The 13,238-nt window shown below is 63.4% G+C and carries 12 protein-coding genes; 10 read left to right on the forward strand and 2 right to left on the reverse strand.

Going from position 1 to position 13,238, the window contains the following annotated elements; all coding sequences use genetic code 11:
- Window positions 1-8 precede the first annotated feature (8 nt).
- Complete coding sequence (gene rpoB / locus KUV82_RS13715) at window positions 9-4,217, reverse strand: DNA-directed RNA polymerase subunit beta (RefSeq protein WP_219954797.1); 4,209 nt, start codon at window positions 4,215-4,217, stop codon at window positions 9-11.
- Window positions 4,218-4,549: 332 nt separating this feature from the next.
- On the opposite strand from rpoB, the gene KUV82_RS13720 reads away from it, so the two are divergent.
- The 4 genes from KUV82_RS13720 (at window position 4,550) to KUV82_RS13735 (ending at window position 6,725) form a co-directional block, all read left to right on the forward strand.
- Window positions 4,550-5,173, forward strand: coding sequence for a VOC family protein (locus KUV82_RS13720; RefSeq protein WP_219954798.1), 624 nt, complete (start codon window positions 4,550-4,552; stop codon window positions 5,171-5,173).
- Between the two features lie 78 nt (window positions 5,174-5,251).
- The gene (locus KUV82_RS13725; protein WP_219954799.1) at window positions 5,252-5,755 is read left to right on the forward strand and encodes a DUF2975 domain-containing protein; all 504 of its coding nucleotides are present in this window, start codon (window positions 5,252-5,254) and stop codon (window positions 5,753-5,755) included.
- Window positions 5,755-5,979 (forward strand): helix-turn-helix domain-containing protein, encoded by a 225-nt coding sequence (locus KUV82_RS13730; RefSeq protein WP_219954800.1) that lies wholly within the window; start codon window positions 5,755-5,757, stop codon window positions 5,977-5,979. The genes KUV82_RS13725 and KUV82_RS13730 overlap by 1 nt, the downstream gene beginning before the upstream one ends.
- Window positions 5,980-5,993: 14 nt before the next feature.
- On the forward strand, window positions 5,994-6,725 hold the full coding sequence (locus KUV82_RS13735; RefSeq protein WP_219954801.1) for a hypothetical protein: 732 nt from the start codon (window positions 5,994-5,996) through the stop codon (window positions 6,723-6,725).
- Between the two features lie 44 nt (window positions 6,726-6,769).
- Here the strand turns inward: KUV82_RS13735 and KUV82_RS13740 are convergent, their stop codons facing one another.
- Entirely contained in the window at window positions 6,770-7,468 is a 699-nt protein-coding gene (locus KUV82_RS13740; protein ID WP_219954802.1) for a class I SAM-dependent methyltransferase, read from the reverse strand.
- A gap of 391 nt (window positions 7,469-7,859) precedes the next feature.
- On the opposite strand from KUV82_RS13740, the gene rplJ reads away from it, so the two are divergent.
- The 6 genes from rplJ to groL all read left to right on the forward strand — a co-directional run bounded on the left by rplJ (window position 7,860) and on the right by groL (window position 13,058).
- Window positions 7,860-8,375 carry a 50S ribosomal protein L10 gene (rplJ, locus tag KUV82_RS13745; protein WP_219954803.1) on the forward strand — a complete coding sequence of 172 codons (516 nt, stop codon included), beginning with the start codon at window positions 7,860-7,862 and terminating at the stop codon, window positions 8,373-8,375.
- 83 nt (window positions 8,376-8,458) lie between these two features.
- A complete protein-coding gene (gene rplL, locus KUV82_RS13750) occupies window positions 8,459-8,839 on the forward strand; it encodes a 50S ribosomal protein L7/L12 (protein WP_219954804.1) in 381 nt (126 codons plus the stop codon).
- 176 nt (window positions 8,840-9,015) lie between these two features.
- Window positions 9,016-9,375 (forward strand): hypothetical protein, encoded by a 360-nt coding sequence (locus KUV82_RS13755; RefSeq protein WP_219954805.1) that lies wholly within the window; start codon window positions 9,016-9,018, stop codon window positions 9,373-9,375.
- A gap of 130 nt (window positions 9,376-9,505) precedes the next feature.
- Window positions 9,506-10,936 (forward strand): MATE family efflux transporter, encoded by a 1,431-nt coding sequence (locus KUV82_RS13760; RefSeq protein WP_219954806.1) that lies wholly within the window; start codon window positions 9,506-9,508, stop codon window positions 10,934-10,936.
- Window positions 10,937-11,066: 130 nt separating this feature from the next.
- Window positions 11,067-11,354 (forward strand): co-chaperone GroES, encoded by a 288-nt coding sequence (gene groES, locus KUV82_RS13765; RefSeq protein WP_090477425.1) that lies wholly within the window; start codon window positions 11,067-11,069, stop codon window positions 11,352-11,354.
- Between the two features lie 54 nt (window positions 11,355-11,408).
- A complete protein-coding gene (gene groL / locus KUV82_RS13770; protein ID WP_219954807.1) occupies window positions 11,409-13,058 on the forward strand; it encodes a chaperonin GroEL in 1,650 nt (549 codons plus the stop codon).
- Window positions 13,059-13,238 lie beyond the last annotated feature (180 nt).

The following is a 13,238-nucleotide window of genomic DNA, read 5'->3' on the forward strand; positions in this document are numbered from 1 at the left end:
TCGCTCCCCTATTCCGCCGCGATCGCGAAGCCGTCGTCGTCCTCGTCACCGTCGCTGAGCGACTTGAGTTCGACGTTGAGGCCCAGGCTGCGCATTTCCTTGACGAGAACGTTGAAGCTCTCCGGAATGCCAGCTTCGAAGGTGTCGTCACCCTTGACGATCGCTTCGTAGACCTTGGTACGGCCGATCACGTCGTCCGACTTCACGGTGAGGATTTCCTGCAGCGTGTAAGCCGCGCCGTAGGCCTGGAGCGCCCAGACCTCCATTTCCCCGAAGCGCTGGCCGCCGAACTGCGCCTTACCGCCCAGCGGCTGCTGGGTGACGAGGCTGTAGGGGCCGATCGAACGCGCGTGGATCTTGTCGTCGACGAGGTGGTGCAGCTTGAGCATGTAGATGATGCCCACGGTGACCTTGCGGTCGAAGGCTTCACCGGTACGCCCGTCGAACAGCACCGACTGGCCCGAGCTGTGGAGACCTGCCTTTTCCAGTTCGGTCGTCACGTCGCCTTCGCGCGCGCCGTCGAACACCGGGGTACCCATCGGGACGCCCGTGGCAAGGTTGCCGGCAAGCTCGACAACTTCGGCGGTCGAACGGCTGGCAATCGCCTCGTGGTATTCTTCGCCGTAGACCGTCTTGAGGCGGTCAATGACCGCTTCGGGCGGCGGGGCGTTGGCGTAGTCTTCGGCGGCGTTCGGATTGGCGCGCTTCCACTCTTCGAGCTGCTCGCCGATCTGCATGCCCAGGTTACGGGCGGCCATGCCGAGGTGCGTTTCGAAGATCTGCCCGACGTTCATGCGCGAAGGCACGCCCAGCGGGTTCAGGACGATGTCGACCGGGGTGCCATCTTCGAGGAACGGCATGTCCTCGACCGGCAGGATGCGCGAGATGACACCCTTGTTCCCGTGGCGGCCGGCCATCTTGTCGCCCGGCTGCAGCTTGCGCTTCACCGCGACGAAGACCTTGACCATCTTGAGCACGCCGGGGGCGAGTTCGTCGCCGCGTTCGAGCTTTTCCTTACGGTCTTCGAACTTCTCTTCGATGAACTTGACGGCTTCGTCGTACTGCGACTTGACCGCTTCGAGCTGTGCCTGGCGGCCGTCGTCGGCCACCGCGAACTTGAACCACTCGTGCTTGTCGACGCCCTCGAGCACCTCTTCGGTGATCTCGGTGCCCTTCTTCACGCCCTTAGGAGCGGCCGAAGCCGTCTGGCCGATGAGCATGTCGCGCAGGCGGTTGTAGGTCGCACGGTTGAGAATGGCGCGTTCGTCGTTCGAGTCCTTGCGGAGGCGTTCGATTTCCTCGTTCTGGATCGCACGCGTACGGTCGTCGATCTCGATGCCGTGGCGGTTGAAGACGCGAACTTCGACAACCGTGCCGGCAACGCCCGGAGGCAGGCGGAGCGAGGTGTCGCGCACGTCACTGGCCTTTTCACCGAAGATGGCGCGCAGGAGCTTTTCTTCCGGCGTCATCGGGCTTTCGCCCTTCGGCGTGATCTTGCCGCACAGGATATCGCCCGGGTGCACTTCGGCGCCGATGTAGACGATGCCCGCTTCGTCGAGGTTGCGCAGGGCTTCCTCGCCCACGTTCGGGATGTCGCGGGTGATGTCTTCGGGCCCAAGCTTCGTGTCGCGGGCCATGACTTCGAATTCCTCGATGTGGATCGAGGTGAAGACGTCGTCCTTCACGATGCGTTCGGAGATGAGGATCGAGTCCTCGTAGTTGTAGCCGTTCCAGGGCATGAAGGCGACGAGGCTGTTGCGGCCCAGCGCCAGTTCACCCAGGTCGGTCGAGGGACCGTCGGCGATGATGTCGCCGGCTTCGACCGTTTCACCGACCTTCACCAGCGGGCGCTGGTTGATGCAGGTGTCCTGGTTCGAACGCTGGAACTTCTGCAGCGTGTAGATGTCGACGCCCGACTGGCCGGGTTCGACATCGCCGATCGCACGGATGACGATACGCGTCGCGTCGACCTGGTCGACGATGCCGCCGCGGGTCGCCGCGATGGCTGCGCCGGAATCGCGGGCAACGGTTTCTTCCATGCCGGTGCCGACCCAAGGCGCTTCCGCCTTTACGAGCGGCACGGCCTGGCGCTGCATGTTGGCGCCCATCAGCGCGCGGTTGGCGTCATCGTTTTCCAGGAACGGAATGAGCGATGCACCGACCGAGACGAGCTGCTTGGGGCTCACGTCCATCAGGGTGATGGTTTCGCGCGGCGCCATCAGGTTGTCGCCGTCGTGGCGGGCCGAAACCAGCTCTTCCACGAAGGAGCCGTCTTCGGTGAGGTCGGCCGAAGCCTGCGCCACCGTGTGCTTCTGCTCTTCCATGGCCGAGAGATAGACGACCTCGCTGGTGACCTTGTTGTCGACCACCTTGCGGTACGGCGTTTCGATGAAGCCGTACTTGTTGACGCGTGCGAAGGTCGACAGCGAGTTGATCAGACCGATGTTCGGGCCTTCCGGCGTCTCAATCGGGCAGATACGGCCGTAGTGCGTCGGGTGAACGTCGCGGACTTCGAAGCCGGCGCGCTCACGGGTGAGGCCGCCCGGGCCAAGCGCTGAAACGCGGCGCTTGTGGGTGACTTCCGACAGCGGGTTGGTCTGGTCCATGAACTGCGAGAGCTGGCTCGAGCCGAAGAACTCGCGCACGGCAGCCACGGCGGGCTTCGCGTTGATGAGGTCGTTCGGCATCACGGTCGACACGTCGACCGAGCTCATGCGTTCCTTCACTGCGCGTTCCATGCGCAGCAGGCCGACGCGGTACTGGTTTTCCAGCAGCTCGCCGACCGAGCGGACACGGCGGTTGCCGAGGTTATCGATGTCGTCGACATCGCCCTTGCCGTCCTTGAGGTCGACCAGTTCCTTGACCACAGCAAGGATGTCTTCCTTGCGCAGCGTGGTCACGGTGTCTTCCGCGTCGAGTTCGAGGCGCATGTTGAGCTTCACGCGGCCAACAGCCGAGAGGTCGTAGCGCTCGCTGTCGAAGAACAGGCCTTCGAACAGGGCTTCTGCGGTTTCCTTGGTCGGCGGTTCGCCGGGACGCATGACCTTGTAGATCGCCTCCAGGCCCTCGTCGCGGTTCTCGGCCTTGTCGACCTTGAGCGTGTTGCGGATCCAGGGGCCGGTGGTGATATGGTCGATGTCGAGCAGGACCATTTCGTCGATGCCCGCGGCGTCGAGAACTTCGAGGTTCTCGGCCGAGACTTCGTCGCCCGCTTCGATGTAGATGCGGCCGGTCTTCTCGTCGATCATGTCGCGCGATGCGTAGCGGCCGAAGATTTCTTCCGTCGGCAGCAGCAGCGTGTCAAGGCCGTCCTTGGCCGCCTTGTTGGCTGCACGCGGGCTGATCTTCTGGCCGGCGGGGAAGACTTCCTCGCCCGTCTTGGCATCGACCAGCGGGAAGGCCGGCTTCGCGCCGCGCCAGTTCTCGGCGACGAACGGAATGGTCCAGCCTTCACCCTTCTTGCCGGTCGAACGCTTCCAGGTGACCGTTTCGTAGAAGTGGTGGAGAATGTCTTCGCTATCGAGGCCCAGGGCATAAAGCAGCGCGGTGACCGGCAGCTTGCGCTTGCGGTCGATACGCACGTTGACGATGTCCTTGGCGTCGAATTCGAAATCGAGCCAGCTGCCGCGGTACGGAATGATGCGGGCAGCGAAGAGGAGCTTGCCCGAAGAGTGCGTCTTGCCGCGGTCGTGGTCGAACAGCACACCCGGCGAACGGTGCATCTGCGACACGATCACGCGCTCGGTACCGTTAATGATGAAGGTGCCGTTGCCCGTCATCAGGGGCATGTCGCCCATGTAGACGTCCTGCTCCTTGATATCGAGGACCGAGCGGGTCTCGGTTTCCTGGTCGACTTCGAAGACGATCAGGCGCAGCGTGACCTTCATCGGGGCCGCGTAGGTGATGCCGCGCTGGCGGCATTCGACGATGTCGTATTTCGGCTGTTCGAGTTCGTAGTGCACGAAGTCGAGTTCGGCGGTGCCGGCGAAGTCGCGGATCGGGAACACCGAGCGCAGCGTCTTCTCGAGGCCGGAGACGTAATCGATCTCCTTGTTCGAGCGCAGGAACTGTTCGTAGCTCTCGCGCTGCACCTCGATCAGGTTGGGCATGTCGACGACTTCATGGATGTCGCCGAAGATCTTGCGGATGCGGCGCTTCGCCGTACCCTGCGCGTTCGTGCCCCGGGTCTTCTTCGGAGCCTTCGCCTTGGTAGCCATAAGGGGTAGTTACCTCTTCTCGTGTGCACCGACGGGCTGCGCGGACAGCCCCTCGGAATTTCGGTTCTCATGCGCGTGAGATCATAGCCGGGACGCGAAAAGGCCGCAGCGGATGACGCACCTGTCCCGGCGGCCTGCTGCAGCTTCTCAAGCGTCGCGATTATGGAAACGCCGCTTCCATCCTGTGCCCGATCCCCGCGCATGAATCGGACTCGCTCGAAGCGTGCGGTTGGGAGGCCATGTAGGAATTGGTCGCGCGCGGGTCAACCGGGGATTCCGGCAAGAGGCTGCCGGGTAGGGAAAATGCGGCTGTGATGGGCTAGTACTTGTCCATGACCGGCAAGCGATCCCGCGGGCGGCCCGCCCATCCCGATATCCTAACGCCTGGCGAATGGCGCGTGGCAGACGGCGTGCGGCACGGGCTGACCAACCCCGAGATCGCACAGCGGCAAGGCATCAGCACCGACGCGGTGAAATTCCACGTCTCCAACATCCTCGGCAAGCTTGGAATGGCCCGCCGCGGAGAGCTGAAGCGCTGGGGCGGTGTCGATGCCGGGAGCGCGATGAAAGGGAGAACGGCGATGGGCAAGACGGGACTGGGGCCGATCGGGCAGATCGCCCGCACGGTGAACGATATCGGCGAAGCCCGGAAGTGGTACGGCAAGGTGCTCGGCCTTGAACCGCTTTTCGATGCGGGCACCATGGCGTTCTTCGACTGCGGCGGGACGCGGTTGATGCTGGTCGAGGGAGAGGCCGGGCCGGAATCGATCCTCTACTTTCGCACCGAGGACCTGCACGGCGAGTTTGCCCGTCTCGAAGATGCCGGAGCGCGGATCGCCTCGGCACCGCACCGCATTCATACGCATGACGATGGCCGCGAAGAATGGATGGGCTTCGTCGAAGACCCCGACGGACGCCCGATCGGCCTCATGGCCACAGTTGGTGGAGACGGCTGACTTATTGAATTTCGATATTATCGATTGACGATAAGTCCAAATCGCATCATATCGAATTTCGATAAGGAGTTCGATTCGATGTTTTCCGCCATCATCACCGGCCTCAGAGTGACCAACTGGCTCAACTGGATTGCGGCCGCCGCTCTCATGGTCTTCTTCGCCCTTTTGCTTGCCGATGCCGGGGGCCTGCGCAGCGATGTGCTGTCCGGCTTCGACGAGCCGGCGCACGAGGCCGTGCGCGATTACCTGTACGTAGTCCTCTCGCTCGTGCTGCCGATTGCCTTTGCCGTCCACCTGCTGCTGACCCGGCTGGTGGCGCTGGTGCGCGATGCGGCGGCCGGCATGGCCTTTACCGATACCAACGCGGCGCGCCTGCGCACCATGGGCTGGGCGCTGCTTGCCATCAACATATCCGACCTCGGCTTTGGCTGGATCTCGGTCCGCGCGAGCGAGGTGAGCGGCGAATACTTCGGCTGGTCGCTTTCGCTCACCGGCTGGATTGCCGTGCCGCTGCTGTTCGTGCTCGCCCATGTGTTCCGCGAGGGCACGCAAATGCGCGAAGAGCTGGAGGGGACGGTTTGATGCCCAGCGAAGACGCTCACCATATCGCCGTCCACCTGGACGCCCTGCTGCGCGATCGCGGCATCACCATGACCCAACTGGCCGAACGCATCGGCCTCACGCTCGCCAACGTCTCGATCCTCAAGACGGGCAAGGCCAAGGCGATCCGTTTCTCCACGCTCGAGGCCATCTGCCGCGAACTCGACTGCCAGCCGGGCGACCTGCTGACCTATTCCACGACCTGAGGGGGTTTATCTCAATGTCTACGTTTTTCTCCGATTTCCGCGCCGCGCACAGCAAGAGCCTTGCGTTCGCCGCCGTGCTGCCGGTGGTTGCCGCCATCCCGCTGGTGGCCGAGTTCTTCCAGCACGTCGTGGAAATGAACATCGGCATGTACGCCGGCCCCGATGCGGCCGAGGCTGCAGCCGAGAACACCGACCGCCTCAACGCCGGTTTCTTGAAGACGCTCGCGCTCAGCCTGCCCGCCTACTTCTTCATTCGCTGGCTGAATTCGGGCGGTGACAAGGCGGAAGCTTCCCGCCTCGATGGCAAGGCTGTGCGGCTGTTCACACTCGTGCTCGCGCTGCAGGCGCTGCTGACCTGGCTCTCGCTCTATGTCTGGACCGAAGGGGCGATGGCGATCGGCTTCTTCGTCTTCAGCCTCATCTTCATGCCGCTGGTCGCCCGCTTCGTGGTTGCCGCGCCGCTCGGCATGCTGGTCAGCCCGCTGCAGTCGATCCGCGCCATGCTGCCGCATGCGCTCTATGCGATCATCTTCCCGCTGGTGACCGTCCTGCCGCTGATGGCGCTGCACTATGCCCTTGGCATCGGCGCGATCTTCGTCCCCGGTGAGGGCCTGAAGTGGACGATGATGGTGGTCGACAGCTTCGTCACCGCCTGGCTGGCGCTGGTCATGATCGCCGCGCAGTACACCATCGCGCTGCGCCCCGGACCGATCGCTCAGAGCACCGAGCAGCGCCAACCGGCCTGATCACCGGCACAGCGTGAGGGGACGGTGGGTTTACCCGTCCCCTCTCAGCGCGCCAGGACGAGCATCGAGGCCCCGCCCATGACACGCACCGCGAAGTCCTCATTGATTGCCCGGACAAGTCTCCTCGGCAGATTGAAGAGACGGGTACGCATCGCACGGCCCGGCAGCTCTTCCGCTCCATGCGTGTAGCGCCAATCCACCACCTCCAGCCCGCAATCCGCCAACGTCGCCAGCGCGGTATCGCGGCAGAAGTAATGCAGATGGCCGAGTGAGGCCCGGGCATGCATCAAGGACCGGTTTCGAAGGAGCGCCTGCACGCTGAGGTCCAGCGGAATGTGGAACAATTTCCACTCGGCCATGCGACCCATGGCGCGCACGAATCCCATGTAATCTTCGACATGTTCGAAAACGTCGATCGCCATGAGGAGGTCGGTTTCTGACGGAAGCCCTTCGGCGATGACGTCGCGCTGGGCATACTCCACCCGCTCGGCCTTGCCTTGCGCTGCTATCGCCAGCGCATCCGGCGAGATATCGTAGCCGCGAAACTGCGTGTCACCCCATCGCTGCGCGAGATGCCGCAGGACCTGGCCGGAGCCGGTGCCGATTTCACTGACATGTCGCGGCGCAAGGCCGTTGCTCTCAAGAAATTCTGCGATCCAGCGAGCCTTGTAAGGCGCATCGGCAGCGTGCCAGTCCGGGTTGTCGGCCAGATAAGTGCCGTCGTGGTAACGCGAGCCGGACATAAGGCTTCGCTACACAAGGTCGACCGGGCGCTCAAGCTGCCGCTCCGATTGTAATGCCGTGGGCGGTCGCCGGGCCATCACTCATGGCTTCGGAGCCTAGGAAAGGCTTGACTCCTTCGCGCAAGTCCTTAGAGGCCCGCCACCGAACGGCGAGCCTCTTTGGTTTGCCCGTTCATCCGTCCGAGACAGTTGGTGAAGGCAATCGGGCCTTCTTAATTTCCAGCCTAGACGGGGAACAGAGAAATTCCGGTGCTGCATGCTGCAGCCCCGTTTCGCGCCAGATGGCGCACTCCTTCCCCATCAACGGACTCGCCCGTGTTGCTTCATGCGGCATGGACAAACGTAGCCGGTCGTTCGCGCCAAGCGGGCGGCCATAGTGAAGGAGTATGGCATGGATCGTTCGCAGAAAGCCGACGCGGTCGCCCAGCTCAACGATGTCTTCAACCAGGCCGGCGTGGTGGTTGTCACCCGCAACCTGGGCCTTACGGTCGAGCAGTCGACCGAACTGCGTACGAAGATGCGTGAAGCCGGTGCGTCCTACAAGGTTGCGAAGAACCGCCTCGCCAAGCTCGCTCTGAAGGACACCGACTACGCAGGGATCGACGAATTCCTGACGGGTCCGACCGCCCTCGGTTACTCCGAGGACCCGGTCGCTGCGGCCAAGGCCGTGGTGGACTTCGCCAAGACCACCGACAAGATCGAAATCGTCGGCGGTTCGATGGGAGCGACTGTGCTCGACGAAGCCGGAGTCAAGGCGCTTGCCTCGATGCCCAGCCTCGACGAGCTGCGTGGTACGATCGTGGGTCTCATCAACGCCCCGGCAACCAAGGTTGCCCAGGTCGTCAATGCGCCCGCGGCCAAGCTCGCTCGTGTCTTCGGTGCCTACGGCGCCAAGGAAGCCGCGTAAGAGCTGGTTCTTTCGAAAGAACACATATTCATCGGGGCAGACCCAATCCGGGCACCCCGGCCTTATATTTGGAGTGAAACATCATGGCCGATATCGCCAAGCTTGTTGAAGAACTGTCGAAGCTGACCGTCATGGAAGCCGCTGAGCTTGCCAAGGCGCTTGAAGAAGAGTGGGGCGTTAGCGCCGCCGCTGCTGTTGCCGTTGCTGGTCCCGCCGCTGGTGGTGCCGACGGCGGTGCCGCTGCTGAAGAAAAGGACGAATTCGATGTCGTCCTGACCGGCGACGGTGGCAAGAAGATCCAGGTGATCAAGGAAGTCCGCGCCATCACCGGCCTGGGCCTCTCGGAAGCCAAGGCCCTCGTCGAAGGCGCGCCGAAGCCGCTCAAGGAAGGCGTCAACAAGGCAGAAGCCGAAGAAATCAAGGGCAAGATCGAAGCAGCCGGCGGTACCGTCGAGCTCAAGTAAGCCTCTCGCTTACGCTTCGATCTCGCTGCGCGAGATCTACGCGAAGGGCGGTGCCGCAAGGCGCCGCCCTTTTCGTTTGTGCACCGCAGCAAAAATCCACGGAAAATCCATGTTTGCCGAATTGCGAATGGGAAAGACGAACGGTATTTTGGTCAGTAGATTCTGGGGCGCAAACCATGATAACGATCGCTTTGTCGGTCCTCGGCTATGTCGGGGGCACTTTCCTTCTGTCGGCCTTGCTTGTCCGTCTTGCACCGGACACGTTCAGCGCCCGCCAGATCCGCAAGCACCTCGTGCTTTTTCCCGTTCTCCCGCTGCTCCTTTTCATGGACGTCCTGGCTGCCATCGGCGTGGCCGGAACAGCAATCGCCGCGCTCTTCTCCAACGCATTCGAACTGATTTCGGGTCGCAAGCTCCACCGCCGTTCGCACGACTATTACGGTTACGGTGCATCCCAGCGCCAGCGCCGCTCGCAGCGCGGACACCGCGCAGGGCGTTCCTCGAAGCGGAGCGTGCCGACCGAACGCCGCGCCTGAGCCCGGCGCGGACCGCTGTGTGGCGGCGCGGTCTCACGCGGGACAAGAAATCTTCCAGGCGCGCGATCAGCGTTTGAGCGGCTATTGCGCTTCCCCTATCCGGGCCGGCTGCATGACGCACGAGAGAGCCATGGAGCCCGCGCCCCGCTTTACGAAAACGGGCGTTGACGGCTGGCGCACCGAACTGGGCGCGACGCTGCGGCTGAGCTGGCCGCTGGCGCTGGCAAACCTGTTGCAGATGCTGATCTGGGCAATCGATGTGTTCTTCGTCGCCCGCCTGGGCGAATTCGAACTGGCCGCTTCCAGCCTAGCAGTCTCGCTCTTCAGCATCCTCGTATGGGGCACGATCACGCTGGTCAGCATGGTCGCGGCCCTCATCTCGGCCGAACTGGGCCGCTCGCGCTTTGCGGTTGCCGAAGTGCGCCGCAGCGTGCGCATGGCCGTGTGGCTGAGCGTGGCCTGCGGCGTGATCGTGATGGCGATCCTCAGCCAGACCGAGGCCATCCTGCTCGCCACCGGGCAGCGTCCCGAGCTTGCCGCAAGGGCTTACGACTACATGGGCCTCGTCCTGTGGTCGACCGTGCCCCTGCTGGTCGCCAGCGTGCTGCGCAATTTTGTCTCGGCCTTAGGCAGGCCGATCTTTGCCACCGCGATTACCGCTCTCGCGATCGGCGTGAACGCGCTGGGCAACTATGCGCTGGTGTTCGGCAATCTGGGAGCCCCTGCGCTGGGCCTCGAAGGTTCGGCCATTGCGACGATCTTCACCTCGGTCTTCGTCCTCCTCGCCTACATCGTTGCGATCGAATGGGACCGGCGCCTCCGGCGCTATGTCATCTGGGGCCGCTTCTGGCGTCCGGAGTGGGACCGGCTGAAAGAGCTGTTCGTGCTGGGCATGCCGGTGTTCTTCACCACCATCGCGGAAGCGGGGCTGTTCGGCGGTGCGGCGCTCTTGATGGGCCTGATCGGCGAATCCGAGCTGGCCGGCCACACCATCGCGCTGCAGATCGCCGCCTTCGCCTTCCAGGTCCCCTTCGGCGTCAGCCAGGCCGCGACCATCCGGGTCGGCTATCACTTCGGCGCGCGCAACCACGAGGCAATCGGGCGCGCAGGCGCAGTCGCGCTGCTGATGGCCGTCCTGTTCATGAGCTTTACAGCCGCTCTCATGCTGCTGATGCCAGTGGCCATCCTCAGTCTCTATATCGACACGTCTGAGCCGGCGAACGCGGCGATGATGGGCTTTGCGCTGCAATACATCGTGATCGCGGCGCTGTTCCAGCTGGTCGACGGATTGCAGGTCGTCGCCGCCGGCGCCCTGCGCGGGTTGCAGGACACGCGCGTGCCGATGTGGATGGCGATCTTCAGCTATTGGGTCCCCGGCTTCGGCACATCCTATTACCTCGGCTTCCACACCGAGCTGGAAGGCACGGGCGTCTGGATCGGCTTTGCCGTGGGCCTGACCTTCGCCACTCTCCTGCTGACCGGGCGGTGGCTGCTGCGCGAGCGGCTCGGCCTCACGATAGCGCCGGAACGGCCCAGCCAGCGCAGGGCACCGCTCGCCTGACCGGCCAGAGATTTTTTCTCTCCCGGTTGTTGACTCCCTGACCCCGCGCACCCATTTGCGCCCGCGCTGGCACTCTTACCGAGTGAGTGCCAACACCTGTTTTACACTCTTAGTTAGAGAGGACATCACCATGGCATTTCGTCCGCTGCACGACCGCGTTCTGGTCCGTCGCATCGAAGCCGAAGAGAAGACCGCCGGCGGGATCATCATTCCCGACAGCGCCAAGGAAAAGCCGAGCGAAGGCGAAGTCGTCGCTGTCGGCAACGGTTCCAAGGCCGAAGACGGCACGGTCACCCCGCTGGACGTCAAGGCTGGCGACCGCGTTCTGTTCGGCAAGTGGTCGGGCACCGAAGTCAAGCTCGACGGCGAAGACCTGCTGATCATGAAGGAAAGCGACATCATGGGGATCATCGGCTGAACGCCGGTCCTCTGACGCTTTTCACACGAACACACTTTTCCAGGAGAAACACCAATGGCAGCCAAGGACGTTAAGTTCGGCCGCGACGCGCGCGAAGGCATCCTGCGCGGCGTCGACACCCTCGCCAACGCCGTGAAGGTCACGCTGGGCCCCAAGGGCCGCAACGTCGTGATCGACAAGAGCTTCGGCGCACCCCGCATCACCAAGGACGGCGTTTCCGTCGCCAAGGAAATCGAACTGACCGACAAGTTCGAGAACATGGGCGCGCAGATGATCAAGGAAGTCGCATCGAAGGCGAACGACGCCGCCGGTGACGGCACCACCACCGCTACCGTGCTGGCCCAGTCGATCGTGACCGAAGGCATGAAGTCGGTCGCAGCGGGCATGAACCCGATGGACCTCAAGCGCGGTATCGACCTCGCCGTCACCAAGGTCGTCGAAGACCTCAAGGGCCGTTCGAAGGACGTGTCCGGTTCGGAAGAGATCGCCCAGGTCGGCGTCATCTCGGCCAATGGCGACCGTGAAGTCGGCGAGAAGATCGCCGAAGCCATGGACAAGGTCGGCAAGGAAGGCGTGATCACCGTCGACGAGAGCAAGGGTCTCGAATTCGAGCTCGAAACCGTCGAAGGCATGCAGTTCGACCGCGGCTACCTGTCGCCCTACTTCATCACCAACCCGGAAAAGATGACGGTCGAACTCGAAAACCCGTACATCCTGATCCACGAGAAGAAGCTCTCGAACCTGCAGGCGATGCTCCCGGTTCTCGAAGCGGCTGTCCAGTCGGGCCGTCCGCTGCTGATCATCGCGGAAGACATCGAAGGCGAAGCGCTGGCCACCCTCGTGGTCAACAAGCTGCGCGGCGGCCTCAAGGTTGCTGCGGTCAAGGCTCCGGGCTTCGGCGATCGCCGCAAGGCCATGCTGCAGGACATTTCGATCCTGACGCAGGGCGAAATGATCAGCGAAGACCTCGGCATCAAGCTCGAAAACGTCACGCTGGGCATGCTCGGTGAAGCCAAGCGCGTCACCATCGACAAGGACAACACGACCATCGTCGACGGCGCCGGTTCGGAAGACGACATCAAGGCCCGCGTTGCCGAGATCCGCACGCAGATCGACAACACCTCGAGCGATTACGACCGCGAGAAGCTCCAGGAGCGTCTCGCCAAGCTTGCTGGCGGCGTGGCCGTCATCAAGGTCGGCGGTGCGACCGAAGTCGAAGTGAAGGAACGCAAGGACCGCGTCGACGACGCGCTGCACGCAACCCGCGCAGCCGTTGAAGAAGGCATCGTCCCGGGCGGCGGCACGGCCCTGCTCTACGCGACCAAGTCGCTCGAAGGCCTCGAAGGCGCCAACGACGACCAGACCCGCGGCATCGACATCGTTCGCCGCGCGCTGCAGGCACCGGTTCGCCAGATCGCGACCAACGCCGGCCATGACGGCGCTGTTGTCGCCGGCAAGCTGGTCGACGCCAACGACGAAACGCTCGGCTTCAACGCTGCGACCGACACCTACGAAAACCTCGTGGCTGCCGGAGTGATCGACCCGACCAAGGTCGTGCGCACCGCTCTGCAGGACGCAGCTTCGGTTGCCGGCCTGCTGATCACCACGGAAGCTGCCATCGTCGACAAACCGGAAGACAAGTCGGCTGCCCCGGCAATGCCCGACATGGGCGGTATGGGCGGTATGGGCGGCATGGGCTTCTAAGCTCGCGCCACCCAGCCCACAGGCTGAACAAAGAGGCCCGGCAGGATCGTTCCTGCCGGGCCTTTTCGTTTGCGCCGTCCGTCGTACCGCCTGCGCTCTTGGACGGATGGCCGCAGCCTCCTGTCGAGTTGGCGCGATCTTCCAAGGTTTCCGGCCACCCTTTCGCTAGAACCAGCGGTC

The organism is Qipengyuania flava (assembly GCF_019448255.1).
GTDB classification, from domain to species: Bacteria; Pseudomonadota; Alphaproteobacteria; order Sphingomonadales; family Sphingomonadaceae; genus Qipengyuania; species Qipengyuania flava_A.

What these genes read in the sequence shown, in the direction of transcription:
- groL (WP_219954807.1), top strand. Translation starts at nt 11,409, where the DNA reads ATGGCAGCCAAGGACGTTAAGTTCGGCCGCGACGCGCGCGAAGGCATC.
- KUV82_RS13720 (WP_219954798.1), top strand. Translation starts at nt 4,550, where the DNA reads ATGACCGGCAAGCGATCCCGCGGGCGGCCCGCCCATCCCGATATCCTA.
- KUV82_RS13760 (WP_219954806.1), top strand. Translation starts at nt 9,506, where the DNA reads ATGGAGCCCGCGCCCCGCTTTACGAAAACGGGCGTTGACGGCTGGCGC.
- rpoB (WP_219954797.1), bottom strand. Translation starts at nt 4,217, where the DNA reads ATGGCTACCAAGGCGAAGGCTCCGAAGAAGACCCGGGGCACGAACGCG.
- rplJ (WP_219954803.1), top strand. Translation starts at nt 7,860, where the DNA reads ATGGATCGTTCGCAGAAAGCCGACGCGGTCGCCCAGCTCAACGATGTC.
- KUV82_RS13740 (WP_219954802.1), bottom strand. Translation starts at nt 7,468, where the DNA reads ATGTCCGGCTCGCGTTACCACGACGGCACTTATCTGGCCGACAACCCG.
- rplL (WP_219954804.1), top strand. Translation starts at nt 8,459, where the DNA reads ATGGCCGATATCGCCAAGCTTGTTGAAGAACTGTCGAAGCTGACCGTC.
- KUV82_RS13725 (WP_219954799.1), top strand. Translation starts at nt 5,252, where the DNA reads ATGTTTTCCGCCATCATCACCGGCCTCAGAGTGACCAACTGGCTCAAC.
- KUV82_RS13730 (WP_219954800.1), top strand. Translation starts at nt 5,755, where the DNA reads ATGCCCAGCGAAGACGCTCACCATATCGCCGTCCACCTGGACGCCCTG.
- KUV82_RS13735 (WP_219954801.1), top strand. Translation starts at nt 5,994, where the DNA reads ATGTCTACGTTTTTCTCCGATTTCCGCGCCGCGCACAGCAAGAGCCTT.
- KUV82_RS13755 (WP_219954805.1), top strand. Translation starts at nt 9,016, where the DNA reads ATGATAACGATCGCTTTGTCGGTCCTCGGCTATGTCGGGGGCACTTTC.
- groES (WP_090477425.1), top strand. Translation starts at nt 11,067, where the DNA reads ATGGCATTTCGTCCGCTGCACGACCGCGTTCTGGTCCGTCGCATCGAA.